Annotated in this window: 33 protein-coding genes; all 33 read left to right on the top strand. The window is 41.9% G+C overall.

Annotated features, from left to right (window positions below):
- Positions 1-156, top strand: a complete 156-nt coding sequence (locus P7J49_RS03075; protein WP_408569318.1) for a hypothetical protein — start codon at positions 1-3, stop codon at positions 154-156.
- The gene (locus P7J49_RS03070) at positions 149-445 is read left to right on the top strand and encodes a hypothetical protein (RefSeq protein ID WP_408569316.1); all 297 of its coding nucleotides are present in this window, start codon (positions 149-151) and stop codon (positions 443-445) included. The genes P7J49_RS03075 and P7J49_RS03070 overlap by 8 nt, the downstream gene beginning before the upstream one ends.
- Complete coding sequence (gene dnaB, locus P7J49_RS03065) at positions 438-1766, top strand: replicative DNA helicase (RefSeq protein WP_408569315.1); 1329 nt, start codon at positions 438-440, stop codon at positions 1764-1766. Before P7J49_RS03070 ends, dnaB begins: the two co-directional genes overlap by 8 nt.
- 2 nt (positions 1767-1768) lie before the next feature.
- Positions 1769-2527, top strand: a complete 759-nt coding sequence (locus P7J49_RS03060) for a conserved phage C-terminal domain-containing protein (RefSeq protein WP_408569313.1) — start codon at positions 1769-1771, stop codon at positions 2525-2527.
- Positions 2528-3349, top strand: coding sequence for an ATP-binding protein (locus P7J49_RS03055; protein ID WP_408569311.1), 822 nt, complete (start codon positions 2528-2530; stop codon positions 3347-3349).
- Complete coding sequence (locus tag P7J49_RS03050) at positions 3349-3810, top strand: class I SAM-dependent methyltransferase (RefSeq protein ID WP_408569309.1); 462 nt, start codon at positions 3349-3351, stop codon at positions 3808-3810. The genes P7J49_RS03055 and P7J49_RS03050 overlap by 1 nt, the downstream gene beginning before the upstream one ends.
- An 8-nt stretch (positions 3811-3818) precedes the next feature.
- The gene (locus P7J49_RS03045; protein ID WP_408569307.1) at positions 3819-4055 is read left to right on the top strand and encodes a hypothetical protein; all 237 of its coding nucleotides are present in this window, start codon (positions 3819-3821) and stop codon (positions 4053-4055) included.
- Positions 4052-4303, top strand: coding sequence for a hypothetical protein (locus P7J49_RS03040; protein WP_408569306.1), 252 nt, complete (start codon positions 4052-4054; stop codon positions 4301-4303). Before P7J49_RS03045 ends, P7J49_RS03040 begins: the two co-directional genes overlap by 4 nt.
- The gene (locus P7J49_RS03035) at positions 4296-4781 is read left to right on the top strand and encodes a MazG-like family protein (RefSeq protein ID WP_408569304.1); all 486 of its coding nucleotides are present in this window, start codon (positions 4296-4298) and stop codon (positions 4779-4781) included. Before P7J49_RS03040 ends, P7J49_RS03035 begins: the two co-directional genes overlap by 8 nt.
- The gene (locus P7J49_RS03030) at positions 4778-5083 is read left to right on the top strand and encodes a DUF1372 family protein (protein ID WP_408569302.1); all 306 of its coding nucleotides are present in this window, start codon (positions 4778-4780) and stop codon (positions 5081-5083) included. Before P7J49_RS03035 ends, P7J49_RS03030 begins: the two co-directional genes overlap by 4 nt.
- On the top strand, positions 5083-5400 hold the full coding sequence (locus tag P7J49_RS03025; protein ID WP_408569300.1) for a hypothetical protein: 318 nt from the start codon (positions 5083-5085) through the stop codon (positions 5398-5400). The genes P7J49_RS03030 and P7J49_RS03025 overlap by 1 nt, the downstream gene beginning before the upstream one ends.
- An 11-nt stretch (positions 5401-5411) precedes the next feature.
- Positions 5412-5621, top strand: a complete 210-nt coding sequence (locus P7J49_RS03020; protein WP_043035793.1) for a hypothetical protein — start codon at positions 5412-5414, stop codon at positions 5619-5621.
- Entirely contained in the window at positions 5611-6024 is a 414-nt protein-coding gene (gene ssb, locus P7J49_RS03015) for a single-stranded DNA-binding protein (RefSeq protein WP_408569298.1), read from the top strand. The genes P7J49_RS03020 and ssb overlap by 11 nt, the downstream gene beginning before the upstream one ends.
- A gap of 263 nt (positions 6025-6287) precedes the next feature.
- Complete coding sequence (locus P7J49_RS03010; RefSeq protein WP_408569296.1) at positions 6288-6563, top strand: hypothetical protein; 276 nt, start codon at positions 6288-6290, stop codon at positions 6561-6563.
- Entirely contained in the window at positions 6554-6721 is a 168-nt protein-coding gene (locus tag P7J49_RS03005; RefSeq protein ID WP_408569294.1) for a hypothetical protein, read from the top strand. The genes P7J49_RS03010 and P7J49_RS03005 overlap by 10 nt, the downstream gene beginning before the upstream one ends.
- A 213-nt stretch (positions 6722-6934) precedes the next feature.
- The gene (locus P7J49_RS03000) at positions 6935-7336 is read left to right on the top strand and encodes a transcriptional regulator (protein WP_408569293.1); all 402 of its coding nucleotides are present in this window, start codon (positions 6935-6937) and stop codon (positions 7334-7336) included.
- A gap of 191 nt (positions 7337-7527) precedes the next feature.
- Positions 7528-8070 (top strand): tyrosine-type recombinase/integrase, encoded by a 543-nt coding sequence (locus P7J49_RS02995; RefSeq protein ID WP_024390676.1) that lies wholly within the window; start codon positions 7528-7530, stop codon positions 8068-8070.
- A gap of 443 nt (positions 8071-8513) precedes the next feature.
- Positions 8514-8846 (top strand): HNH endonuclease, encoded by a 333-nt coding sequence (locus P7J49_RS02990; RefSeq protein WP_408569291.1) that lies wholly within the window; start codon positions 8514-8516, stop codon positions 8844-8846.
- A gap of 110 nt (positions 8847-8956) precedes the next feature.
- On the top strand, positions 8957-9346 hold the full coding sequence (locus tag P7J49_RS02985) for a P27 family phage terminase small subunit (RefSeq protein ID WP_408569289.1): 390 nt from the start codon (positions 8957-8959) through the stop codon (positions 9344-9346).
- The gene (locus P7J49_RS02980; RefSeq protein WP_408569288.1) at positions 9339-11114 is read left to right on the top strand and encodes a terminase large subunit; all 1776 of its coding nucleotides are present in this window, start codon (positions 9339-9341) and stop codon (positions 11112-11114) included. Before P7J49_RS02985 ends, P7J49_RS02980 begins: the two co-directional genes overlap by 8 nt.
- Before the next feature lie 22 nt (positions 11115-11136).
- On the top strand, positions 11137-12339 hold the full coding sequence (locus P7J49_RS02975; protein ID WP_044760611.1) for a phage portal protein: 1203 nt from the start codon (positions 11137-11139) through the stop codon (positions 12337-12339).
- Positions 12326-12904 (top strand): HK97 family phage prohead protease, encoded by a 579-nt coding sequence (locus P7J49_RS02970; protein WP_408569286.1) that lies wholly within the window; start codon positions 12326-12328, stop codon positions 12902-12904. Before P7J49_RS02975 ends, P7J49_RS02970 begins: the two co-directional genes overlap by 14 nt.
- Positions 12901-14064, top strand: a complete 1164-nt coding sequence (locus tag P7J49_RS02965) for a phage major capsid protein (RefSeq protein WP_408569284.1) — start codon at positions 12901-12903, stop codon at positions 14062-14064. Before P7J49_RS02970 ends, P7J49_RS02965 begins: the two co-directional genes overlap by 4 nt.
- A gap of 11 nt (positions 14065-14075) precedes the next feature.
- Entirely contained in the window at positions 14076-14378 is a 303-nt protein-coding gene (locus P7J49_RS02960; protein WP_408569282.1) for a hypothetical protein, read from the top strand.
- Positions 14379-14380: 2 nt separating this feature from the next.
- On the top strand, positions 14381-14662 hold the full coding sequence (locus P7J49_RS02955) for a hypothetical protein (RefSeq protein ID WP_408569281.1): 282 nt from the start codon (positions 14381-14383) through the stop codon (positions 14660-14662).
- On the top strand, positions 14649-14948 hold the full coding sequence (locus P7J49_RS02950; RefSeq protein WP_408569279.1) for a phage head closure protein: 300 nt from the start codon (positions 14649-14651) through the stop codon (positions 14946-14948). Before P7J49_RS02955 ends, P7J49_RS02950 begins: the two co-directional genes overlap by 14 nt.
- Complete coding sequence (locus P7J49_RS02945; RefSeq protein WP_024390627.1) at positions 14945-15298, top strand: HK97 gp10 family phage protein; 354 nt, start codon at positions 14945-14947, stop codon at positions 15296-15298. The genes P7J49_RS02950 and P7J49_RS02945 overlap by 4 nt, the downstream gene beginning before the upstream one ends.
- Positions 15295-15618: a hypothetical protein gene (locus P7J49_RS02940; RefSeq protein WP_408569277.1), complete on the top strand. Its 324-nt coding sequence runs from the start codon at positions 15295-15297 to the stop codon at positions 15616-15618. The genes P7J49_RS02945 and P7J49_RS02940 overlap by 4 nt, the downstream gene beginning before the upstream one ends.
- Before the next feature lie 12 nt (positions 15619-15630).
- Positions 15631-16206 (top strand): major tail protein, encoded by a 576-nt coding sequence (locus tag P7J49_RS02935; protein WP_408569275.1) that lies wholly within the window; start codon positions 15631-15633, stop codon positions 16204-16206.
- Positions 16207-16217: 11 nt separating this feature from the next.
- Positions 16218-16637 (top strand): hypothetical protein, encoded by a 420-nt coding sequence (locus P7J49_RS02930; protein ID WP_024402336.1) that lies wholly within the window; start codon positions 16218-16220, stop codon positions 16635-16637.
- A 307-nt stretch (positions 16638-16944) separates the two neighbouring features.
- Complete coding sequence (locus P7J49_RS02925; protein ID WP_408569273.1) at positions 16945-19959, top strand: phage tail tape measure protein; 3015 nt, start codon at positions 16945-16947, stop codon at positions 19957-19959.
- 2 nt (positions 19960-19961) lie between these two features.
- Positions 19962-20684, top strand: a complete 723-nt coding sequence (locus P7J49_RS02920) for a phage tail protein (protein ID WP_408569271.1) — start codon at positions 19962-19964, stop codon at positions 20682-20684.
- Complete coding sequence (locus P7J49_RS02915) at positions 20685-25259, top strand: phage tail spike protein (RefSeq protein ID WP_408569270.1); 4575 nt, start codon at positions 20685-20687, stop codon at positions 25257-25259.
- The last annotated feature ends 6 nt before the right edge of the window (positions 25260-25265 follow it).

The raw sequence follows: 25265 nt of genomic DNA, 5'->3' as shown, positions 1-25265 counted from the left end.
ATGGTCTGGGTTGTGGCAAAGAAAAACAAACGTGGTCGCAGGAAGTACCACTACAAGAAATCTTTTAATACTTGGCAAGAAGCCAGAGTTTACCAACAGGATTTGTTTAATAAAGGTGTAAATACTGAGATGTGGGAGGAGAAATATAATGGCTAAAGATTTTATGTTTCAATTGGCACTTGAAAGTCTGTCTAAGTGCCTGAGTGGAGAATGGAGAGAGTCGGACGAAGTGATTCTTTTCAGCTTCGCAAATAAGGAACAGATAACACAAGATGAGCGATACAGAGAAACCGAAAAATGCAACTACTTTGGTGAGCGTATTTGTATTTTCGCGAGCCAAATCAAGAAAAATAACTATATCACTCTACACAAAAGTATGCTGACAAATATTGTTGGGATAATGGAGAAAAACTCAAATCAGAAAGTAGAGGGAGACAATGAATGATCTACACAGTCCACCTCAAGATATTTTAGCCGAGCAGGCAGTCCTTGGGTCTATCTTTATTGATCCAGAAAAAATTGTCTTAGTCGCTGAACATCTAAAACCAGAAGATTTTTACAGACCTGGACATCAGATAATCTTTCGGACTATGCAGACCTTGTCAGACAAAGGGCAAGCGATTGATGCTGTCACGATGAAGACCGCTCTGGAAGACCAGGGAGACTTGAGTGGCATTGGAGGATTGGCTTACATTGCTGAAATTGTCAACGCTGTTCCGACTAGTGCCAATGCCGAATTTTACGCTAAGACAGTTGCTGAGAAGGCTCTGTTGAGGAAAGTCATTGCCAATCTTTCAGATACGGTTACAGGTGCATACTCTGGTGAAATGTCTGCCAATGACCTGATTGCAAGAGCTGAACAGGCCTTGGTCAATGCAAGCAATTCTAATCATAACACAGGTTTCAAACCAATCTATGATGTGATTTTAGACAGTCATAGCAAGATTGAGCAACGCTCAAATGTGTCAAGTGATGCGACAGGCATTGCTACTGGATTTACCGATTTTGACAGGCTGACAACTGGACTGCACGAGGACCAGTTGATTATCTTAGCGGCTAGACCCGCAATGGGTAAGACGGCATTTGCCCTCAACATTGCCCAGAATGTAGCCTGCAAATCCAACAAGCCTGTGGCCATATTCTCTTTGGAAATGGGTGCAGAGAGCTTGGTGGAGCGTATGCTTGCAGCTGAAGGCACCATCAAGAGCTATCACATCAGGACAGGGAAGCTGACACCGATTGAGTGGCAACGGTTGATTTATGCCCAAGGGCAACTAGCAGAAGCACCAATCTACATTGATGATACGGCTGGCATCAGAATAGCTGAAATTAGGTCCAAAGCTAGAAAGTTAGCCCAAGCAACAGGAGGGCTAGGCCTGATAGTCATTGACTATCTGCAATTGATACAAGGGTCACGGTCAGACAATAGACAACAGGAAGTATCGGAGATTTCCCGTCAGTTGAAGATTATTGCCAAGGAATTGAAAGTGCCTGTTATTGCACTATCACAGCTATCTCGAAGTGTCGAGCAACGGCAGGACAAACGACCAATCATGAGCGATTTGAGAGAGTCGGGGAGTATTGAGCAAGATGCTGATATTGTAGCCTTTCTCTACCGTGATGACTACTATCAGGACAAAAAAGACGATCAGCCAGAAAAGAACTTAACTGAGCTGATTATCAAGAAGAACAGGCATGGTGACCTTGGGACAGTCAAAATGTACTTCCATAAGGAATACACCAAATTTACAAATGCGGAGGAATGAGGATGATTAGGAAGACAGATGTTGAAAGTCACATAGCTTTTATACGAATCCCAAAGCCATTGATTCACGATCAAAAGTATAATCAACTGAGTTTGGCAGCCAAGTTTATGTACGGCTTACTCTATGACCGCTTGCAGTTGTCTCTAAAAAACAAATGGTATGACTCGGACGGTATAGTTTTCCAATACTACACAAATGAGCAATTCATGCTTGACTTGTCAGCAAGTGAGAAGACAGTCATCAAAATCAAAAAGGAATTGTCAAATATTGGGCTATTGAAAGAAGTTCGTCAGGGTGTTAACCTACCTAACAGACTGTATCTAAGTGCAGTTACTGGAACTGTAAAAAGTACAGGTCAGGAACTGGAAATTTTACAGTTAGGAACTGTAGAAAATACAGGTCAAGAACTGGAAATTTTACAGGGAAATAAGACTGAGAAGAATAAGACTGAGAAGAGTAATAATATAGATATTGTTTCAGAAGTGATTCTCTATCTTAATCAAGTTGCTGGGACTAGATTTACTGCTGGCTCACAAGCTACACAGAAACATATCAACGCTAGATTGAAGGAAGGTTACACACTCGAAGACTTCAAACAAGTTATTGACACTAAAACTAGCGAATGGAAAGGAACGGAATTTGCCAAGTTCTTGAGACCAGTTACTTTGTTTGGGACGAAGTTTGAAAACTACATCAATCAGCAACCACCTCGAAGCAGAAAGAACAATACTACAGAAGTTGACGAAAGGTTGGGCTTTTAGATGAATCCATTCAAAAATTTTCAGACCAGGCAAGTCTTGGACGAAACATGTGAGGTCCACGGTTGTCAGCTTTGGTTGACAAAGGTACCGATTAAGGGACAGTTGGAAGAGCTCAAGCAATGTCCAGAATGCACCAAGGCAGCAATCCAGACCTTTGAAAGCAAGCTGAACAGTCAGAGCAAGGTTAACAACAAGCTTGCTGATACCTACGCAGTCTTTGAGAGAGACAGCCTGGTATCTGACAAGCTGAAAAGTAAGAGCCTTGATAACTATGAGATTAAGGCTGACATTGACCAGAAGGCTATCAATTTTGCAAAGAGGATTGAGCAATTTTATCGGCATGAGGGCTTTGGCAATGCAATTGTGACAGGACCTTCAGGAGTTGGTAAAAGTCATCTGACATACGGATTGGCCAAGTACATGAATGAGCAATTCAAGGCATACGGACATCCGAGGTCGGTGCTCTTTGTATCACTGGTCACTCTCTTTACCAAAATCAAGGAGAGTTTCCACACAGACAACGGCTATTCTCAGGCTGAGATGATTGAATTACTAAGCAAAGTTGACTTTCTCTTTCTGGACGATCTTGGAAAAGAGAGTCGGAAGGCTGACACTCGCAACAATGAGTGGACACATCAGATTCTCTATGAGATTTTGGACAAACGGAGCAATACGATCATCAACACGAATCTGACCAGCAAGGAAATCAAAACATTGTATGCAGATGATTATGGCAACGGTGCCTTATCCAGTCGGATTTTGGAAGGTGTGGTGGGAAATAGCTTTGTATATCCGAAGGATATGGATGATAGGAGGTATTGATGACTGAAATAAGAATATTAGATGCCTGCTGTGGTAGTCGGATGTTTTGGTTTGATAAAGCCGAGCCCCACACAACCTATATGGATAAACGAGAAGAAGAATTCGAAATCCACAGGAAGAAAATAAATGTAAAGCCAGATGTGGTTTCTGATTTTCGTGATATGCCTTTCGATGATGAGACCTTCAACTTGGTTGTTTTTGACCCACCGCACTTGTTATGGGCTGGCCAGAAATCATTTATGAGGGCTCAATACGGTCAGCTTGATTTGCTGACATGGCGACTAGACTTGCAACTTGGCTTTGAGGAATGTTTCCGAGTATTAAAGACGGGCGGAACACTTATCTTTAAGTGGTCCGATGCCCAGGTAAATGTCAAAGAGATTTTGGAATTAGTACCGCATCAGCCACTATTTGGTCAACAACGTGGGACTACTCACTGGATGGCCTTCATGAAATTTTAGGAGGAACGATGATATATGAAGCCACAATGATCATCAACGGACATCAACCAGTCCATATCGGTTACTATGCTAGCAAGGAGAAAGCTGCTGAAGCTATCATTGAACATGCGAAAAATAACTCAGCAGAGAAACGATTGCGTTTTATAGCAAGCAAGAAAATCAGAAGTCAAACTATCAGGATTGATTATGGGGCAGTTGATTGCTATTACTTAATTACAGTTTCAAAAGAAAAGGAGTCAAAATGAAGAAGCTATTCTGGGAAATATTCCCCAAAAATAAAGAAGAGTGGGAGAAATACCTTGATTGGTGCATACATGACTCAAAGATATTTTACCCTGTTGGAATGCTATTAAATATATATGGAGCTATTATGTTGTTTTTAACGGAATTATTGGTTTATTCACTTGTAATTCTATTATTTCCATTAACAAGGGTTGAGTTGGAAATACGTGCAAACAAAGCTAGAAAACAAAGGAGAAAGAATAATGACTAAAACACTTGATGAAAAAGTCCAGCAATGGTTTATCGACCGTAATTTACACGAAGCCAACCCGGTCAAGCAATTTGAAAAGCTCATGGAAGAGGCTGGAGAACTCTTTGAAGGAGTTGCCAAGGGCAAGTCTGACTTGATTAAGGATGCCCTGGGTGATATGCAGGTTGTCTTGACGGGTCTTGAGCTACAAGTCAAAAATGGTGCTGACATTAGAGCGACACCAGAGGAAATGGAACTGTTGCTGATGGTTGCCAGTCTTGGAAATCTTGCTGACAGATTACACAAGCATATTTATCATAACGAAACCATGACACCACTAATCAAGCCAGCTTTGATTATGCTACATAGCAACATCCACTCAATCGCAATCCATAATTGCACCACGGCAGACACTTGCCTAAAAATCGCTTATGACGAAATTAAGGACCGTAAGGGCAAGATGATTGACGGAGTATTCGTGAAGGAGGCGGACTTGTGAGAAAGATTTTGACAGGTATCGGTAACTTTTGCATTTTACTATCAATTCTTGTGAGCCCTTTGCTGATCATCTACAAGATTGACAAGCTAGATGCCAAGATTGAGCAACCCAAAATCATTGTCTACCAAGTAGACAATGCGGGAGCTGAAATGGTTGGTACTGTGACGGACAAGGAGATTATCCAAAGCAGATACATTGTGACGGTTGGAGCTTATGGGAAATTTATGGTCACTAAAGAGCAATATGACCAAATTAACATAGGCGATCCAATACCAGAATTTTTGAAAGGACGGGGGAGTTGATGACAAAGGAAACGTGTATTAAATGTGGCAAGGACAGAACGTGGTTTCTCTCACAATATTGTTTTTCTTGCATGAATGAAGAGAACGAGAAAAAACTTACCAATGACATCCTTTCTGGCGAAGTAGAAGAAACTGAATGCGAGGATGACATTGTTTGCCCTTGGTGCGGTACAAGATATGATTCGTTTGATGTGGATGAAAACTATTCGTTTATGGACGAATCTGAACACACAACTGATTGTGATGAGTGTGGACATGATTTTGTATATCAAGCCAATGTATCAATCACATTTTCCACGAAGAGACGGGGGAGCTGATGGTAAAAGAAATGCACAGAACAGTAGGAATCCTTGAATTTAAAGAATTTATGGCACTTGAAGATGGTCAAGCTGTGCCAGTATATCTGCACAGTGCCAATCCGAATGTGCCAACGACCAATAAAGATGATGCAATGCGAGTGACCAAATGTCGCTACAAGAAAGAATTTGCTGATAAATATATTTTTAGGAAGGTTGAGGCGGTATCTGATGATCAATAATGTTGTACTGATTGGTCGATTGACCAGAGATGTTGAGCTACGCTATACACCTAACAATGTGGCAGTAGGAGCATTCACGCTGGCCGTCAATCGTAATTTTAAGAATGCAGCTGGCGACCGTGAGGCAGATTTTATCAACTGCGTCATTTGGAACAAGCAAGCTGAAAACTTAGCCAACTGGACCAAGAAAGGTCATCTGATTGGTATTACAGGTCGAATTCAGACCAGAAGCTATGAAAATCAGCAAGGGCAACGTGTCTATGTGACTGAAGTTGTTGCAGAAAGTTTCCAAGTGCTTGAGAAACGTGACAATAGTGCTAATTATTCCAGTATGGATGAGCAGATGCCACCAGGGTTCAGTGGGCAGCCTATGGATATTACTGATGATGGATTGCCGTTTTAGGAGTGTTGAATGACAGCTGATATTGTTCAATTTATTCCAAAACATGATATATGTCACGAATGCTACAAGAGAAGAGCGACAAAGCTATGTGATTTTATAATTGGTCAAACAGGAATAACATTCTATCGGAGTTACAGTTTATTTAAAAATCAGCAACCAAGGTTTCTTACTTGCGACAAGCCACTCTGTGACAGATGTTCCAACAGATTTCACGGTATGGATTTATGTAAGAACCATAATAAAAAAATTACAGGAGGCATTAAATGAGTTTTAATGGAATTAGATTATTACCAGACTATGGATGCAAGGTTGAAATAGATGTAGTCCAGTTACTCAAGGAAAACGAGTTTCTGAAAGATGAACTTTACAATCGTGCATACAAGGACATTGAGCGCCAAGAAATCGAAATTGAAACCCTGAAAGACAAATGCGTGGACCTCATGCTTGAAAATGCTGACTATGTCTGGGATGAAATAGCTAGAGAAACAGCTAAGAAAAGAGCAAATAAGAGAAAATGGAGGGCGAAGATATGTATTTGAAGTACAAGCAAATGCAGATTGTTAAACATGCTTTGCAGCACTACATCAAAAGGGAAGGTGCTAGTGAACATGATTTGATGGTTGAGCAAAATCTTTTAAAAAAGGTCATGCAAGAAATTGATGACTTTAAAGAAAATGTTATGAAAAGAACATTTTGAGGTTACGCATGAACAAAAGAATCAAGAAGAAAAAGGCTAAACAGTCACGTCATCGGGAACTGGAACAGTTGGAACACGAACTGGGCAAACTAAGTCCAGAGAAACTTGTGGACATACAGAATGCAATAAACAAGGGATTTTATGAATTTGGGAAAGCTTTAGGGAATACCCTTGAGGGCTTAGTTGCATTTTTCAAGAATTTGGAGGTGACATTTGAAGAAATTGAGCAACAAGGAACTTCAACTGCTGGACCAAGAACTATTCAAGTTCCGAGGTATCCAGCGAACCATAGATTTACGAAGGCTAGAGCTGACAACAAGAAATCCAGACAGCCAAGGAAGTCCTTCAATCGGAATCAGCAAACCTACAGAAACCATCGCGGTCAAACTCGCAGATGATCCGACATTGAAGTTCCTGGAAGGCTTCAAGGAGATTGTGGACAAGCTACTGGCTAACCTAATCGACGAAGATAAGGAAATCTTCAATCTACGCTGGCAGTACCCACAACTACGTTGGGAAGAAATTGCAGACCAGAAGTTCATGAGCCGTGCTACTATCTACCGTCGTAGAAGAATCATTTTGGAGCAATATGCAATATTGAAGGGCGAGCTGTAAAATGAGAAAAAAAGTACCTTGTATTCTCACAAAAAACGATTTATTATTGTAGCATGAACTTCTGAAAACAAAACGCAGTCAACATTCTGGGAGATATCCTTAACTTTTAAAGAAAGAGTTGTTTCAACAGAAGTCATAGAAAGTCAGTCATAAAGGCTGGCTTTTTCGTTTAGCTGAAAGGAGGTGAGACCATGAACAGAATGGATCCAATTACCGACAGAGATGTTATCCATGAAATCGAAGACTATTTGAGAGAATGGAATGAGATGTATTACCTACTCTTTGAAACAGCTTTGTATACTGGATACAGAATCACAGATATCCTTAACATAAGAGTAAGGGATGTGCAAGGTTGGGATATAAAGCTCAGGGAAAGAAAGACCCAGAAACTACGTGAAGTCAGAATGACTCCAGAACTCAAAAAATCCATGCGTGCTTTTGTTAAAGGGAAACCTCTTAATCACTTTGTATTTAAGAGCAGACAAGGGAAAAATAAGCCAATCAGCAGACAGCGATTTGACCAGATACTGAAGCACGTTGCTACAGAGCTAGACATTGACAACATTGCTGCACACTCAATCAGAAAGACATTTGGCTTTTTCTATTACCAGAAATTTGATGGAGTTAACGACTTAATGACTATCTTTAACCACTCGTCAGAACGCACCACACTTATTTACATTGGAGACAAACAAGTCACATTCAAGAAGAATATGGCTAAGTTTAAAATCTGACTCTTTTATTTTTTTTGCTATTAAGTTTGTCATATTGAAAAGTTGTCAAACTTAAAAATAAAAAACTTAACAGGTGCAATAATATCAACAGTCCAAGGGCTTTCGCTGAGTTTAACAGAATATACAGTATGACAAACTCAACGGACAAATTGGTATAGTTTTAGGGAGGGATATAAATGATTTTAGATGCACTAAGATACACAGTCCAAAAACCAGATGGATTGTTTTGGAAGGAAACTGACTACCATAAACAAAAAGCTATTGAGCGAAAGAATCCTGTATTCAGACACAACAAATCTGAGTTCCCAAAATTCACTCGTCAAAGATGAGAAAAAAGGGTACTTGTTTTCTCACGAAAAAGAGTTTATTATGGTACCATAGATTTCTTGTATGAGAGGGACAGGTCGTTGACTTGTCCTTTTTGCATTGACAAGGAGGAACGTATGGCACATTATTATAAGCCAGTCAGACATTCCTTGAAGACCAAGAAGTGGGAAAAGTTCCGAGACAAGATGATGAGGAAGTCTGACTACCTATGTCAAGAAAGTTTGAGGTACGGTTTGTCGGTACCAGCTGAAATGATTCATCATATCTTTCCTGTGTCTGAATATCCTGAGCTTGAATTCGTAGAATGGAATTGTTTAGCGTTAACCAACCGCAAGCATAATACTTTTCATGACAGGGTTAATGACAAAGTTGTCGGTCAGGGAATTTATTGGCAAAAGAAGAGAAAGAAGGATTTTCAGAAATTTTATGGATACCCCCCCACTTTTTGAAATAATCTTTAGCGTCCTGGGAACCGGTGAAGGGAACTTTTTCCAAGTCGGAGGCACTCAGACAAAAAGGGGGTAAAAACTCAGCGATTTTGTAGAAAGGGGGTTAGTTTTTGGCTAAACCAATTACAGTGAAGTCAATCAAGTCAAAAGTGGTCAAGCAGATGAAAGACTTGGGCACCTATCGAAAAGAATTTGAAATGATCATTGATATCTTTGCTGGGATGTTGTTTCAGTACCAGAAACTAGCTCAAGACTATGCTGACATGGGCTATCCTGTCACAGATGTCTATGTCAACAAGGCTGGTGCTGAGAACGAGCGTAAAGTTCCAATCTTGACTGCAATGGAAATACTCAGAAAAGACATCTTGAGCTATTCAAACCAGCTTATGCTTAATCCAAAGTCACTGGGTGAGGTGGTCGAGCAGGACAAAGGCTCACCACTCGCAGAGGTTATGAAGTTTAAAAATGAACTGAAAAAGAAGCGGGTGAGAGATGGATAAAGACTTTGAAAAACGTTTTGCCGATTTTCGCCACGCTACAACCAATCTTGGAAAAGCTAAAGCCTATGTTGATTATGTCCTGAGCTATCAAGAGGAACATAACGAAGAACGGATTTTAGCTGCTGAACGCTTTTTGAGGGATTTGGAAAATCCAGCCTATGAACTTGATGAGGATATAGTGGATTTTGCTGTTCACTTCATCGAGAACTCAATTGTTCATCAGCAAGGAGATGATATGTTTGCCATGTCTATCCGAAACAAGCCGCTGATTTTGCAACCGTGGCAACATTTCACGGTTGTCAATCTCTTTGGTTTCTATCATGCTGGGACAAATGAGCGTAGGTTCAAGGAAGCCTTGATAATGCTGGCACGAAAAAACGGTAAGACCAGTTTTACTGCTGCTATTGCTCTGCTTTATCAGATTTTGGATGCTGATAGTGGTTCAAAATGTTATATCGTAGCAAACTCAGTCAAGCAGGCATTGGAAGCTTTCAACTTCATCAAGTTCAATGTGGAACGGTGGAATGATAAGTCTATCCGTATCAAGGACAACAACCAAGAACACTCTATCACAGCAAATTTTGGAGATGATGGTTCGTTTTATATACAGGCATTGGCCAATGATGAGAGCCGTTTGGACTCTCTGAATGGTAATGTTACTGTCATTGACGAAGCTCACACTATGCGAAATTCTAAAAAGTATGGTCTCATGAAGAAAACAATGTCGGCATACCGTAACAGTATGCTTTTTGTTATCTCAACGGCTGGGGATATTCCAACAGGATTCCTTGCTAACAGGCTGAAATACTGTCAGAAGGTCCTCAAGCAGTTAATCACTGATGAATCGTTGTTCATTTTCATCTGCAAGGCTAACCAGACGACAGATGGCGATGTCGGAGATTATCTGGACGACAATGTTTTGAAGATGGCCAATCCGTCTTGGGGTGTCACGGTGTCCATGCCTGCTTTGAGAGCTGAGGCTGAACAAGCCATGAATGATCCACAGACAAGAAATGAGTTCTTCAACAAGACTTTGAATGTCTTTACTAACTCCATGAATGCCTACTTCAATCCTGATGAGTTTATTGCTAGTGATGATTGTTATGATTGGAGCTTGGAAGAGCTGGCACGCTTGCCGATTAAGTGGTACGGCGGGGCGGACTTGTCACGCTTGCATGACTTGACCGCTGCTGCACTCTACGGCATCTACAATGACGGTGAGAAAGACATTGACATCTGTATCACTCACGCTTTCTTTCCTCGTGTCAATGCTCAGAAGAAAGCCAATGATGATGGTATTCCACTTTTTGGGTGGCAGTCAGATGGTTGGTTGACAATGAGCAACACTCCAACAGTCCTCTATGACGATATTGTGAAGTGGTTCATTGAGATGAGGCAGAAAGGTTTCAAGATTGCTGCTGTCGGTATGGATAGAAAGTTTGGTCGTGAGTTTTTAACAAAGATGAAAAAGGCTAAGTTCAAAATGATTGACCAACCACAGCTTTTCTATCTGAAATCAGAAGGGTTCAGACGGATTGAGTTCAAGGTTAAGAATAAGGAGTTTTACTATCTTCATTCTGAGGCCTATGAATACTGTGTCAGCAATGTCAGAGCGATTGAGAAGGTGGATGATGCGGTGCAATACGAAAAATTAGACGGTGACGGTGGTACCGCAAGGATTGACTTGTTTGATGCCAGCGTCTTTTCATGTATCCAGGCTCTTGCTAATCTTGGCAAGAACCAGAATGTGATGCAATTCTTTGATTAGGTTAGAAAGGAGGTGAGAAAGAATGGGTTTCTTTGATAGGTTCCGTAAGAGGAGCAAGCCGCAGTCTACTGTGAGTATGCTCAGTCACTCGGATTTTGGAATTATCTTTGAGGGTGATGGTTATGTGCCGCTTGCCAGGAATCCTGATGTGATACTGGCTGTCAATAAGATTGCTGATATGGTGTCGAATATGACCATACATCTGATGGAAAACACAGACAAGGGTGATATTCGTATCAAGGACGGCTTGGCTCGGAAGATTGACATCAATCCTTGTGCACACATGACCAGGAAGACTTGGATTTTCAAGATTGTGCGTGACTTGTTGCTGTATGGCGACGGTAATTCTGTCCTTCATGTCGAGTATGACCCTGTGACAGACTATATTCTGAACTTGAGGCCCTTCCCGATGGATGAGGTCTCTTTTAAGTCCAATGATTTAGACTATGTGATTTGCTACAAGGGTAGGGAATATGAGCCTGATGATGTTGTCCACTTTGCAATCAATCCTGATCCAGATAGTCCTTATGTCGGAACAGGGTATCGGTTGGCTTTGAAGGACATTGTCCGCAATCTAAACTTGGCTACTCAGACTAAAAAAGGTTTCATGAGTGGAAAGAATGTTCCGAGCTTGATTGTCAAGGTCGATTCATCCAGTGATGAGTTGGGCAGTCAAGAAGGCCGTGACAGGATTGCTAAGAAGTATCTATCCACAAGCCAGTCAGGAGAGCCGTGGATCATACCTGATGCCCTTATGGAAGTTGAGCAAGTCAAACCGCTGAATCTGAATGACATTGCTTTGAATGAATCGGTCGAGATTGACAAGAAGACAGTGGCTGGGCTTTTGGGAGTGCCAGCTTTTATTCTGGGCGTTGGGGACTTCAACAAGGAAGAATACAACAACTTTGTCAATACCACGGTCATGAGCATTGCTACAACGATCACTCAGACATTGACAAGGGATTTGCTGGTATCTAGCAATCGTTATTTCAAGTTCAATCCACGGTCACTCTATTCTTACGACATTACAGAGTTGTCAACTGTTGCTCAACAGATGACAAACAGTGCTGCTATGCGTCGGAATGAGTGGAGAGATTGGGTTGGCATGACTCCTGATCCTGAAATGGATGACATCATTGTTCTTGAAAACTATCTGCCACAAGGTGAGTTAGGCAATCAGAGCAAATTAAACAAGGAAGGAGGAAATACCGATGCAGAAACGTAAGGCTTACATGGCCACACAATTTCAAACTCGTGAGGAACAAGAGTCTGGTGATTTGATTTTGAGTGGCTACTTTATCAAGTTTGATGAAGAGACTGAACTTTGGCCTGGTTATTTTGAAGTGATTAAGCGTGAGGGTGTTGAAAAGGCTATTAAAGATGCTGACATCCGTGCCTTATTTAATCATGACCATAGTTTGGTGCTTGGTCGGACTGGAAATGACACAGTGCGGCTCGGTGTTGATGATGTTGGTCTGTTTGGCGATATTATCATCAACAAGGATGACCCACAAGCGGTCGGTGCTTATGCTCGTGTTCAACGTGGGGATGTGATTGGCTGTAGTTTTGGCTTCTTCCCAATCAAAATCAACACGGAAAATCGTGATGACGGTTCTTACCTGGACACTATCTTGGATCTTGAAATCTTTGAAGTTAGTCCTTGTACTTTCCCAGCATATCCACAGACTGAAATTGCTGCACGTCAGAAGGACTTTGAATGTCAACTACGTGCAAATCGTGAAATGCTTGATAAGCGTAAAAAAGAAATAAAGGAGAAATTTAAGCTATGAATAAAGCTCTAATTTTTGGTGCTCGTATGCGAGCTAAAGCTACGAAAGTAGTTGAACTTGAAGAGTCCATCAAGGACTTGCAGAAACGTACTGCTCTTGAAGCAGAGAAGTTGGAACGTGCTGAGACCGAGGAAGAAGTGTCAGCTGTTGAGAAAACTCTTGAGGAACTTCAAGCAGAACTGGAATCCAAAGAAGCTGAAAAGGCTGAATTGGAAAAGGAAATCGAGGACCTTCAAAAGCAAATCGATGAACAAAACCGCAATGCTCCACGCTATGGAGAAAGCCGAGGAGGTAAGAAAGACATGAATGAACGTGAAGCGTTTAACCATTATTTGCGAACTAAGGGGCAATTACGCGACGGATTTAAGTCTACTGAAGGAGAGGCCCTAATCCCAGAAGATTTGCTTCGCCCTAAAGAAGCTAAACGTGATGAAACAGACTTAACATCGCTGGTAAACGTCGTTAAAGTACGCAATGCAAGTGGTAAGTGGTCTGTGATTAAGTTGACTGACCAGGTCATGAATACGGTTGAGGAGTTAGCTGAGAATCCTGATTTAGCAAAACCTACCTTCACAAAAGTTTCATATGAGATTGAAACTCGTCGTGGTCATTTGCCAGTTTCTCAAGAATTGATTGATGACGCTGATTATGATGTGATGGGGCTTGTCGCTAAGCAGGCAATGAATCAGGAACGTATCACTAAGAACGCTGAAATTGCGAAAGTATTGAAGAAAGCAACTGCAAAAAATGCATCTGGACTTGATGGTTTGAAAGATATTTTAAATCTTGAATTGAAACCATACTACAATGCTAGTATCGTAGCCACCCAATCTCTTTTTGCAGCTTTGGATAAAATTAAGGATAAAGACGGTCGATATATGTTGCAGACGGATATTACCTCTCCTACTGGGTACAAGTTTGCTGGTCGTGTGATTTATGTTTATCCAGATGATGTTATTGGCACTTCAAAAGGCGACATGAAAGCATTCATCGGGGATGTGACAGAGTTTGCAACGTTATTTGACCGTGCCCAAACTACTGTGAAATGGCAGGATGATAAAATCTATGGTCAGTATTTAGCAACTGCTAACCGTTTCGATGTAGAAGTTGTTGATGCTGACGCTGGTTTCTATGTGACTTACACCGATGCCGTTCAGTAAGGAGGTAGTCAATGGTTTACAAAGTTATCCGTCCTTTCAAGGACTTGACAGACCCAAATAAATACGATTACGCTTTGGATGAAACCTACCCTCGTGCTGGTCACAAACCTTCGGATGATTTCATCCAAGGTTTGCTGACTGGCTCAAATTCAGCTGGGTCAATCTTTTTGACTACGGTCGATGAGGCTCCAGAACTTCCAGAAGATGACAAATCTACTGAAGAAGAGCCAGAGCTTCCAGAAAGTGACAAGCCTGCTGATGAAGCAGTAGATAAACCAAAGCGGAAACGTACCACTAAGAAAGCAGAGGAATAGTCATGGACACTGATCAGCTATTAGAATTGCTTAAACTGAAGTTAGGCATTTCAACCACTCTCAGGAATAAGCCGTTGAAGAAAATTCTTGATGCCGTCATTTCTGAACTATCACAGACTTTCGGTGTCGAATTGGATTCTGCTAGAGCTGATCATGAGATGTTTGTGGTTGATTTTGCTGCTTATCGTTATGAAGGTGGTGTGGATATGCCACGTCACCTTCAATGGCGATTACACAATCTGCAAGTTTCATCAAAAGGAGTGACAAGCAATGTGGAATCATGAAATCACTCTGATAGCAAAGAAAATCACTGGGAAAGACAAGTTGAAGCAGAACATCACTGAGGAAGTAAAGAGTGTTTTGCTTTGTCGCAAGAAGTCAATTACCAGGTCAGAGTTTTACCAAGCCAATCAGGCAGGCATTCGTCCAAGTCTAGTAGTTGATATTCACAGCTTTGAATACGATAATCAAGAATTGGCTGAATTCGAAGGGGAAAGATACCGCATCCTTAAGACCTATCCTGTTGACCTTGAAACCCTTGAATTAACCTTGACGGAGAAATTATCATGAGCAAGGATTTAGCCAATGAGATTGCTAAAGCTTTAGCTGAGTATTCGTCTGAGATAGAAGATGAAGTTGATCTTATTGCTGAAGATGTGGCCAGTGAAGCCGTGGACGAACTGAAAGTAACTAGTCCTAAAAGGTATGGAAAGTATGCTAGGAATTGGCGGTTTAAGAAGAACGCTAAGGGGTCGTATGTGGTCCATAATGCTGCACCAACTTACCGACTTACTCACTTACTGGAAAACAGTCACTTGTTACGAAATGGTGGTCGTAGTAAAGCACAACCTCATATCAAACCTGTCGAGGAAAAGGTCAAAGAAAACTTTGAAAAACGGATTAAGGAGCTTGGTCGATGAAGCTATCAGAATTTGCAGATATCTTAGAACAGGCTGGGTTGCCTGTAACCTATCGAGCATATCAAGAAGGGAACGTCCCTGATATGCCTTACCTTGTGTATTTCGAATCTAATCCTATTGTCAATTCTGCTGACAATACAAGGAACCATGAGATTAAGTCAGTGGTTGTTGAGTTGGCATTTGAGAGAAAGGATGAGGATTTGGAGGAGCGTTTGGAAGAGCTATGGTCTAACCATGAGCTCTTTTTTGAAGCTCAAGAAGAAACTTTTATTGAGACTGAAAGGCTTTATGTCAAGCTTTACACAGTCTATCTCTACTAGAGGAGGAATGACATGGAAAACAAAGTGACCTATGGTCTTAAAAATGTGCACATAGCACCAATCACTGAAATCAATGCTGATACTGGGGTGCTGACTTACGGAGATATTTTTCGTTTCCCTGGTGCAATGGAAATCACTCTTGAACCAAAAGGGGAATCAGGTGCTATTCAAGCAGATGATATGGATTATCACTTCATGAATGCCAATGAAGGCTATGAGGGTAAGTGGAAAGTACCTCATATCATCGAACAATTTGCCACTAAAATTCTCGGTGAGATTAAAGATACCGAGACAGGGGTCTTGACAGAAACAGGTAATGCCGAGCAAACACCGTTTGCAATGATGTTCGAATTTTCAGGGGATAAGAATAAAACCCGCTATGTGCTCTATTACTGCTCTGCTAGTCGTCCAGCAACTGGCTCTAAGACAAAGAGTGGTACGAGCGTCAATGAACGAGAACTGACTTTCAATTCCAGTCCGCGTCCACTTGATTCAGTTGTAAAACGCTCTATTACTTCGGCAGATAAGAAGGAAGTATATGATAACTGGTTCAAAAAAGTCTATGAACCAGCCGCTGTTGGTGGATAAGGAGGTCTTGCATGCGTAAAATCATACCGATTGGTGATCAGGAGTATGAATTAGCCACAAATGGCTACACCCCGATTGCTTACAAGGAAGAGTTTGGTAAGGACTATTTCCAGGATCTATTTTCAATGCTGAATAGTCAAGCACTCTTGTCTAAACTTGATAAGTTGGAACCTGGTCAGGAATTACAAGCAAGTGACATTGATATGTCGGCCCTTGCTGACTTTGATATGACGTTCTTCAACCGTCTTTTCTGGACCTTTGCTAAGTCTGCCAACCCTCGTATCAAGCCTTATGCTCAATTCTTCATGGAAATGGAAGAATTCCCTGTTCAAGAAATCGGACAAGACTTGATGGAAATGTTGAATGCGAGTATGCAGACAAAAAAGAAACAGACTCGTCAGAATCTGCAAGCGATGAAATCTTTACAGTAGAATCCTATCTCTCTTGTTGCAAGGAGACTGGTTTATCCATTGATGACTTAAAGCATATTTCAATCGGGATGGCTCTGGATTATCAGACGGATTATGTGAATTTACGCAGTAAAGATAAGGGTGGCGAAAGAAAAGCTACTCAAGAAGATTTTGACAACTTTTAAGAAATTAGCAGTGCTGAGAGAGTGATTCTAAGGTCAAGTTCCCTGTAGTAAGTGGACTTTCGGTCATAGATGAGCTTGTAAGCTCTGCTATTTTTCGTTTGAGGTGGGTGGGTCGGCAATCTTCAAAAGAAAGGAGGAAACAAATGGCAAGTAACATCAAAGGGATTAAGATTGAAATCGATGGCGACACGCAACCCTTACAGAAAGCTCTGAAAGATGTCAACAAAAATGCTACTGAAGCAACCAAGGAACTGAGACAGATTGATAAGGCCTTGAAGTTTGATACTGGCAATGTAACCTTGCTGACCCAGAAACAGGAAGTCTTACAACAGCAGGTATCAAATACCAAGGAGAAACTTGAAACTCTGAGACAAGCCCAAGCACAGGTTGAGAAGCAATTCCAGAATGGAGATATCGGAGCTGATCAGTACCGTGCTTTCCAACGTGAACTGGAAACTACTCAAAATGTTCTCAAGGGTTATGAGAATAAGCTTGAAAATGTCAATCGAGCTCTGGCCAATAATGGTCAATCTGTAGAAACCAATGTCAGCCAACTGAACAACCTACAGAGTGAGCAGAGCCAGTTAGCATCCGAAATGGACAAAGTGACCAGTGCTTTCAAACTACAAGAGAGTGAGCTCGGTCAGAATGCTTCAGAATCTGAAAAAGTCGCCCTGGCTCAGAAGAAGATTGCTGCTCAATCCGAGATTGTGGAAAAACAAATCTCGAATCTTGAGCGACAGTTGGAACTAACGAAGAGTGAGTACGGTGAGAACTCCACTGAAGCAAACAAACTAGAGAAATCCTTGAACGAAACCAAGGCAGCATTCAATGGGTTGCAGTCTGAAATGAATGGAATGACTGGTGCTAGTGCTAGTGTTAAGTCAGACTTATCAGAAACAAACCAATTACTCAAAGCTGACTTACTCATGGATTTCAGTGATAAGCTCAGTCAAGTTAGTGACAAGTTGATAGAGCTTGGGCAGAATGCACTGGAAGCTTTCAGAGAAGTCGATGCTGGTATGGATACTATCATCACTAAGACTGGTACAACAGGACAGGCTCTGGATGAGATGATTGGGATAGCTGAAAATATAGCGACCTCAATCCCTACGGATTTTGAAACTGCTGGTAGTGCTGTTGGTGAAGTCAATACTCAATTTCAGTTGATGGGAGAAGCTCTGCAATTAACGGCAGAGGATATGATTAAATTTGCTGAAATCAACGGAACTGATGTTGCATCAAGTACGGTCAATTCTAAGCGAGCCTTGGAAGCCTACGGGCTTTCGGTTGATTGGTTGAGCGATGTTCTAGACTCTACAACGTATGTTGCTCAGTTGACAGGTGTATCAGTTGATGACTTGATGAAGAAAGCAATAGATGGTGCACCACAAATCAAAGCCCTCGGACTGGAATTTGATGAGGGTGTTACCTTAATTGGTAAGTTTGAGAAGGCCGGTGTGGATTCATCTTCCGCTTTATCAGGTTTAACAAAAGCTGCAGGAACCTATGCTAAACAAGGAAAGACTTTGAAGGAAGGTTTAGCAGAAACCATTGATCAAATTAAACATAGCACTAGCGAAACAGAAGCTATGGGCATTGCGATGGAAATTTTTGGGGCAAAGAAAGCCCCTCAAATGATTGATGCAATCAAACGTGGTACCTTCTCATTTGAAGATTTGAGCAAAACAGCCGAAAATTCTGCAGGTATTGTCAGTACAACGTATGAAGCAACATTAGATCCGATAGATAGATTCACCACAGCTCAAAATGAAGCGAAACTGGCCATGGCTGATATTGGGAACGCTATATCAGAAGTGTTAGCTCCAATCATGGAAGTGTTAGTTGATGTATTGAAGAGCGTGGTTGAATGGTTTAATGGGTTAGCAGAGCCGATTAAACAAGCTGTTGTAGTATTTGGTTTGGTAATGACTGCAATTGGAATATTACTACCAATTTTTCTAGCACTACAGGCAGCGGCAATGGCAGCTCAAACAACGATACTTGGACTAATAGCATCATTCTTACCTATTGTCGCTGTGGTTGTTGGAGTAGCAACCGCAATAGCAATATTCGTCATTGCTATTAAAGAGCTATGGACACATAATGAAGGTTTCAGAACTGCTGTTACAGAGATATGGAATGCCATTATGTCTGTTATCAATACGATTGTTCAGCAAATATCTGATTTTGTGATGTCTATCTGGGGGACCTTATCTACCTGGTGGGCAGAGAATCAGGAATTGATTCGAGCAACCGCTGAGACAATTTGGAATGCTATTCAATCTGTCATTCAGACTGTCATGAGCATACTTGGTCCGCTTATTGAAGCTAGTTGGAACAACATTCAATTGGTTATCTCAACTGTTTGGGAAGTTATCAAGACTGTTGTTGAAACAGCCATTAACGTTGTCCTGGGCATTATCACAGCAGTCATGCAGATCATCAACGGGAACTGGTCAGGTGCTTGGGAAACGATAAAAGGAGTTTTTTCAACTGTCTGGAATGGTATTCAGAGCATTGTCCAGACAATCCTATCCGCTATTCAATCTTATATCGGAAATGTGATGAGCGGTATATCTGGAACGATTTCAAACATTTGGAATTCTATCTCAGGAACCGTCAGCAACATTCTCAATGGAATATCAAACACGGTTTCAAACATCTGGAACGGCATCAAGAACAGTATTTCCAATGCCATCAACGGTGCAAGAGATGCTGTCTCAAATGCTATCAACGCTATCAAGGGCTTGTTCAACTTTCAAATTCGTTGGCCACACATTCCTTTGCCACATTTTAGTATCTCTGGCTCAGCTAACCCTTTGGATTGGTTGAAAGGTGGAGTGCCGAAAATCGGTATTGAATGGTATGCCAAGGGTGGTATTTTGACCAAGCCGACAGCATTTGGCATGAACGGTAATAATCTTATGGTTGGTGGTGAGGCAGGCAATGAAGCTATCTTACCGCTTAATGATAAGACACTTGGAGCCATTGGCCGCGGTATCGCTCAGACAATGGGAGGTAGCACCCCAACCATCAATATCACTATCACAGGCAATGTTGTCCGTGAAGAAGCTGATATCACGAAGATTGCTAATCAAGTTGCTCAGCGTATCGCAGACGAGTTACAACGTAAAACACAATTGAGAGGAGGGTAAACATGATTAGACATAATGAATTAGTGATTGACGGTGTGAAGACATCGTCATTTCCTTTCAAAGTGATTGTGCATGAGTCCCCTTCTGTCGCGTTGGGAGACAGCAAGACTAACTTGCTGGAGCATGACGGTATTAGTGGAGCGATTGTGCAGACCAACAAGCACCGTAGGTTGATTGAAAAATCCTACACAATCTATCTTGTCAAGCCAACAGAGGAACAATTGAATAAGTTCATGAGCTTATTTATCCGTGAAAAGTTTTGGTTTGAGAATGAACGTGTAAAGACAACAAGGCTTTGGTGCTACAAGGTCAGTGCCACAGATGCTGAACAAGAGAAACCTGGTCTTTATGTAACCAAGGCGACCTTTACTTGTCACCCTACTAAGTTTTTTAAGACCACAGACACCCAGACTTTGAATGGGAATGGGGTTTTGAGGGTGCAAGGGTCAGCTTTGGCATTTCCGAAGATAACAGTGGTCGGTCAGAGTGCTTCTGAGACATCGTTTACGATTGGCAGTCAAGTCATTAAGCTTGAAAAGCTCTCAGAATCGCTTGTGATGGTCAATGATCCTGACAATCCTAGCTTTAAGACGGTTACTGGAAAGCTCATTAAGTGGTCTGGCGATTTTATCACAATTGACACAGCTAAGGGACAGAATGTTGGTGTGGTTTTGGGACCAGGCATAACATCATTAAAATTTGAAACAGTTTGGGGGTGGGCATAGTTGCTTTATTTACTTGATAAGGATGTCAAGACAGTAAAATGGAATGGTATTCCATTGCATGAAGCGAGCTCTGCTATTGTCAAAGAAGAAATCAACGGTGATTTTACTTTGACTGTCCGCTATCCTATCACGGACACAGGTATCTATCAGCTTATCAAGGAAGATATGCTGATAAAGACTCCAACCCCTGTCCTCGGTCCACAGCTTTTTAGGATAAAAAAGCCTGTAGAAAATGATGATAGTCTGGACATCACTGCCTACCATATTACTGACGATGTCATGCAACGGTCAATCAAGCCTGTGAGTGTGGTTGGCCAAGGCTGTGCTATGGCTCTGTCTCAAATGGTCCAAAATGCCAAGACGGATCTTGGGGCTTTTTCGTTTACAAGCGACATCATGGATAGTCGGACCTTTAATACGACTGAAACAGAGACTCTTTACTCAGTCCTACTGGACGGCAAGCACAGCATTGTTGGTACATGGGAAGGCGAGCTTGTCCGTGATAACTTTGCCATGTCAATTAAGCGTAGCCGTGGGGCTGATCGTGGAGTGGTCATCACAACCCACAAGAATCTCAAGTCTTATCAACGGACTAAGAACTCTCAAAGCGTGGTCACTAGGATACACGCTAAGTCAACTTTTAAGGCTGAAGGTGCTGAGGAAGAAACAACCTTCACCGTGACAGTTGATAGTCCACTTATTGGAAATTATCCATACATCAACGAAAAAGATTATGAGAATAATAACGCTAAGACAGTGGATGAGTTGAGAAAATGGGCTGAAGCTAAGTTTAAGAACGAGGGTATTGATAAGATATCCGATGCCATTGAGATTGAGGCTTATGAGTTAGATGGTCAAGCTATCCATCTGGGCGATACAGTCAACATCAAGAGCAAGAAGCACGATGTAGACCTCTACAAGAAGGCTGTCGCTTATGAATACAACGCTTTGACAGAAGAGTACATCTCTATCACGTTTGATGATAAGCCTGGGGTTGGAGGCTCTGTTGTATCTAGTGGCGTGTCTAATGCTGCTGATGTGATTTTGAGTGCCAATAAAACCGCTCAAGAAGTAGCCATTGAACGAGCTATCAGGAATGCCAACCAAGCCTTTGACGCTGAGTTTGAAAAGCGAGTCGAGGAAATCAACGACGGTATCGAGGAGTCAAAGGCAGAGGCTGAACGCTATGCTGATGCCATCAAACAGGAAATCTCTACTGAAATCAATGATTTGGATACTGCTATGCAAGCTCAGGCACAGGAACATGACAGACAGGTCGCAGACATTTTGTCCAAGACTCAGTCTGTCGAAGCCCTTGCCAACCAGGCCAAGTCTGATGCGGCAAACGCCATCGCTAGAGCCAACCAGGTCAAGACCGAGGCTATTACAGATGCGAGAGCGCAGGTTGCAACGGTCAGTCAAGCCTTAAACACTGCTAAATCTGAGCTACAGACGGCAATCGCTAGTGCTGACCAAAAGGCTAGAGATAGCCAAGCAAGTGCTACAGCTTTGCGCAATGACCTTAACTTGCAAGCTAGCAAGATTTTAGCACAGGCACAGGCGCAGACGGCATTGACTAGCCGTGTGACGACGGTTGAGACTCTGGCTGATGGTACGAGGTCAACAGTTGCAGAACTGTCGCGAACCATGAATGAGGCTACTCAAACTATCGCTAGCGTGACCAACAGGACACGGACGGTAGAGGACACTCTGAGTCAAACGAGGACCCAATATGAGGCACTAACGCAGACAGTCAACGCTCAGACAGGGCAGATTGATAGTATCAGCCGTCGGACTGGTACGATTGAGACTGGTTTGGCTGGCGTGCAGGAGAGGTTTGAGAATTTGCGGATAGAAGACAACCTTCTTCTCAATAGTTCATTCAATGAAAACTTGGACCAATGGCAAGGAAACGGAGTGACTATAGTTGATGGTAAAGCACGAATTATAGGAGAGTTTAATAAAACTAAGCTTGTTTACCAAAGTATAAAATCTCAGACAGCTAATGACGACGTCAATCAAGTATATATCGCGTCCATTTCAGTTAAAGTTACCAATTTTGTAGCTGGTTCTAGAAATCCATATCTAGCAATTTATATAGATGGTAGAAAGAATGATAGTGCGAATACATGGTTTGGTTCAACATACTTGACAACCAGTCGTTTGGACACAGTAAATAATAGGGGAATTGTACAGTTTACCACTACTTTCAAAGTAAATGTGCCACGAAGCCAGATAGGTGCTCTTAACTTTCATGTCTATGCAAGAGATTTCACCGGGGAAGTGGAATTTGAAAAAGTGTCGCTCAGACGTGGGAATATTAATTTAGGCTGGCGGGCTTCACCGGAAGACCTCCGTCACGAAATCGCCACTTATGTCCGCAACGCATCCGAAAACAGTGCAGAGCTGTCCCGCCAAATCCAACTGGTTGACGGTAAAGCAGTAGATGCCAAGACTTACGCCCAGCAGACGGCTGATGCAATCAAGACAAGGCTGGAAAGTTTAGAAATCTATAAGAATGCGGAAGGGGATAGAGCTGAGCAGTATCTGACGGCTAGTCGAGAGGAGACAGCGAGACAGTTAACTGCCGAGCGTACCGCGATTGCTACTAACTACGTTGCCAAGTCTACCTATGACGAAAATGTCCGCGGAACAACGTTGAAACTCAATGATATTAAGACGACCGCTGACACTGCCAAGCAAAATCTAGCGACTTATCAAAATACAGTTGACCGCAAATTGACCGAGCTAACATCAACCACGCAGACGCTTGACGGGAAAATCAATACTGCAAGTGCAAAAATCACTCAAAATGCTAACGAAATAAGCAAACGTCTGACAAGTACACAAGTCGATAAAGCAATCACAGACAAAGGGTATCAGACTAAGAGTGATGTTGATAATAACATCACAGGTCGTGGGTATATCACTAATAGTGCATTGCAACCTTATGCATTATCAACGACTGTGCAGAATCTTGTGCAAGAGACAGCTGGTAGCTTTGAGCGTCAGATTACAGAAACAAGAGGTCTGATACCGACGGAAGTCAATCAAAATCTTTTTGATGTTGTTTTTAGTGATTTAAGAGCAACTGGAGGTGCGAGCTTTGTACAATCTGATGATGGTTGGATTGAGGTTACGATTAAAAATAAGTGGTCTGGCTTCCATTGGTATTACTCAGATGATATCAACCCGTCAAAAAAACAATATGTTGTCAGTTATGAAGCTTATTTGGTTGATACTGTTGCAGAAACAGCACGATTTGAATCAGACTTTGGCAGTCCAGACCAGTTGACACTCATCAACAAAACACCGAAACGTTATACAGTCGTCTTAAATAGACCTGTTAATATCTTTAATTACATCAATTTTGTGTGTGATTCCTCAGAAACTGGTAAAAAATTTAGAATTCGAAATATTAAGCTTGAGGAAGGAATTGTTGCGACTCCTTACATTGCGCCATTTCCAACAACAGTATTGTTTAATACAGTCAAAGACACTGTAGATGCTCACAAGCGCCTCATTGGCGACGGATCAAGTATCTCGCAAGCTATCCAGTCTGCAAGCAAATTTGAGCGGTATATTTCAAGCGGTGGTGACATTTATCAAGCGATTGAGACGGCTAAAGGACTAGTCACAGAGGTGTCTGGTACTAATGGACTCAAGACACAGGTCAGCCAGCTCAAAAATTCATGGGCAGTTAAGAATTTGAGTTCTAGCGGTCAAATTATCCAGCAAATCAATCTGGCGGAAGACGGTTTCTTGGTGGATGCGGCAAAAATACGTTTGAAGGGCGAGACCTTGGCGGATGAAATTCAAGCGATTGATGGTAAGTTTGGAACGCTCTTTGTTGCAGATGGTACCTTTGCTAAATTAAATGCAAACGTTATCGACTCTCAAGCAATCACAGCAGACAAGTTAAAGGTTGACCAAGCTTTCTTTACTAAGTTCATGGCCAATGACGCTTATCTAAAACAGCTCTTTACCAAGTCAGCATTCATCACCCAGGTTCAAGCAGTGACCATGTCTGCTAGTCAGATTTCAGGCGGAATCCTGACGGCAACAAACGGAGCAATGCAAGTCAACCTAAATGCTGGTCAAATTATGTACTACACAGACCAAGCAGCACTCAAGCGTGTTTTAACTGGCTATCCTACCCAGTTTGTTAAGTTTGCAACAGGTACGGTTTCTGGCAAAGGGAATGCAGGAGTGACCGTAATTGGATCCAATCGTTGGAATTCTGAATCGTCAAATGACGGTGGATTTGTCGGTATTCGTGCTTGGAATGGTGCAAATATAGATTCATTGGACTTAGTTGGAGATGAAATCAGATTGGCAAGCTCTGCTTTTGATAATCCTGATGGTTGGGATGTGAAAACCCTTGATTCTGGTCTAAGAATTGCACCTCACAATAGAGCAGCAGAGCGGAACAGTCGAATTGAGGTTGGAGATGTGTGGATTATGAAAGGAAATGGAACCTATTCATCATTACGTGACATTCTCAATGCTTTCAATGGAAACTTCTCAAAAGGTCCAAATGCTGATTCTTATACTTACTACCCTAATGGATTCTAAACTAGA

This window comes from Streptococcus suis (assembly GCF_046032515.1).
Taxonomy (GTDB): domain Bacteria; phylum Bacillota; class Bacilli; order Lactobacillales; family Streptococcaceae; genus Streptococcus; species Streptococcus suis_AL.
The sequence above is the reverse complement of the archived record's forward strand: the minus strand, read 5'-3'. Positions and strand labels throughout refer to the sequence as shown.

Bases quoted from the DNA above. Each gene is read 5' to 3' on its own strand.
- P7J49_RS03075 (WP_408569318.1), top strand. From the start codon at position 1: ATGGTCTGGGTTGTGGCAAAGAAAAACAAACGTGGTCGCAGGAAGTAC.
- P7J49_RS03070 (WP_408569316.1), top strand. From the start codon at position 149: ATGGCTAAAGATTTTATGTTTCAATTGGCACTTGAAAGTCTGTCTAAG.
- dnaB (WP_408569315.1), top strand. From the start codon at position 438: ATGAATGATCTACACAGTCCACCTCAAGATATTTTAGCCGAGCAGGCA.
- P7J49_RS03060 (WP_408569313.1), top strand. From the start codon at position 1,769: ATGATTAGGAAGACAGATGTTGAAAGTCACATAGCTTTTATACGAATC.
- P7J49_RS03055 (WP_408569311.1), top strand. From the start codon at position 2,528: ATGAATCCATTCAAAAATTTTCAGACCAGGCAAGTCTTGGACGAAACA.
- P7J49_RS03050 (WP_408569309.1), top strand. From the start codon at position 3,349: ATGACTGAAATAAGAATATTAGATGCCTGCTGTGGTAGTCGGATGTTT.
- P7J49_RS03045 (WP_408569307.1), top strand. From the start codon at position 3,819: ATGATATATGAAGCCACAATGATCATCAACGGACATCAACCAGTCCAT.
- P7J49_RS03040 (WP_408569306.1), top strand. From the start codon at position 4,052: ATGAAGAAGCTATTCTGGGAAATATTCCCCAAAAATAAAGAAGAGTGG.
- P7J49_RS03035 (WP_408569304.1), top strand. From the start codon at position 4,296: ATGACTAAAACACTTGATGAAAAAGTCCAGCAATGGTTTATCGACCGT.
- P7J49_RS03025 (WP_408569300.1), top strand. From the start codon at position 5,083: ATGACAAAGGAAACGTGTATTAAATGTGGCAAGGACAGAACGTGGTTT.
- P7J49_RS03020 (WP_043035793.1), top strand. From the start codon at position 5,412: ATGCACAGAACAGTAGGAATCCTTGAATTTAAAGAATTTATGGCACTT.
- ssb (WP_408569298.1), top strand. From the start codon at position 5,611: ATGATCAATAATGTTGTACTGATTGGTCGATTGACCAGAGATGTTGAG.
- P7J49_RS03010 (WP_408569296.1), top strand. From the start codon at position 6,288: ATGAGTTTTAATGGAATTAGATTATTACCAGACTATGGATGCAAGGTT.
- P7J49_RS03005 (WP_408569294.1), top strand. From the start codon at position 6,554: ATGTATTTGAAGTACAAGCAAATGCAGATTGTTAAACATGCTTTGCAG.
- P7J49_RS02995 (WP_024390676.1), top strand. From the start codon at position 7,528: ATGAACAGAATGGATCCAATTACCGACAGAGATGTTATCCATGAAATC.
- P7J49_RS02990 (WP_408569291.1), top strand. From the start codon at position 8,514: ATGGCACATTATTATAAGCCAGTCAGACATTCCTTGAAGACCAAGAAG.
- P7J49_RS02980 (WP_408569288.1), top strand. From the start codon at position 9,339: ATGGATAAAGACTTTGAAAAACGTTTTGCCGATTTTCGCCACGCTACA.
- P7J49_RS02975 (WP_044760611.1), top strand. From the start codon at position 11,137: ATGGGTTTCTTTGATAGGTTCCGTAAGAGGAGCAAGCCGCAGTCTACT.
- P7J49_RS02970 (WP_408569286.1), top strand. From the start codon at position 12,326: ATGCAGAAACGTAAGGCTTACATGGCCACACAATTTCAAACTCGTGAG.
- P7J49_RS02965 (WP_408569284.1), top strand. From the start codon at position 12,901: ATGAATAAAGCTCTAATTTTTGGTGCTCGTATGCGAGCTAAAGCTACG.
- P7J49_RS02960 (WP_408569282.1), top strand. From the start codon at position 14,076: ATGGTTTACAAAGTTATCCGTCCTTTCAAGGACTTGACAGACCCAAAT.
- P7J49_RS02955 (WP_408569281.1), top strand. From the start codon at position 14,381: ATGGACACTGATCAGCTATTAGAATTGCTTAAACTGAAGTTAGGCATT.
- P7J49_RS02950 (WP_408569279.1), top strand. From the start codon at position 14,649: ATGTGGAATCATGAAATCACTCTGATAGCAAAGAAAATCACTGGGAAA.
- P7J49_RS02945 (WP_024390627.1), top strand. From the start codon at position 14,945: ATGAGCAAGGATTTAGCCAATGAGATTGCTAAAGCTTTAGCTGAGTAT.
- P7J49_RS02940 (WP_408569277.1), top strand. From the start codon at position 15,295: ATGAAGCTATCAGAATTTGCAGATATCTTAGAACAGGCTGGGTTGCCT.
- P7J49_RS02935 (WP_408569275.1), top strand. From the start codon at position 15,631: ATGGAAAACAAAGTGACCTATGGTCTTAAAAATGTGCACATAGCACCA.
- P7J49_RS02930 (WP_024402336.1), top strand. From the start codon at position 16,218: ATGCGTAAAATCATACCGATTGGTGATCAGGAGTATGAATTAGCCACA.
- P7J49_RS02925 (WP_408569273.1), top strand. From the start codon at position 16,945: ATGGCAAGTAACATCAAAGGGATTAAGATTGAAATCGATGGCGACACG.
- P7J49_RS02920 (WP_408569271.1), top strand. From the start codon at position 19,962: ATGATTAGACATAATGAATTAGTGATTGACGGTGTGAAGACATCGTCA.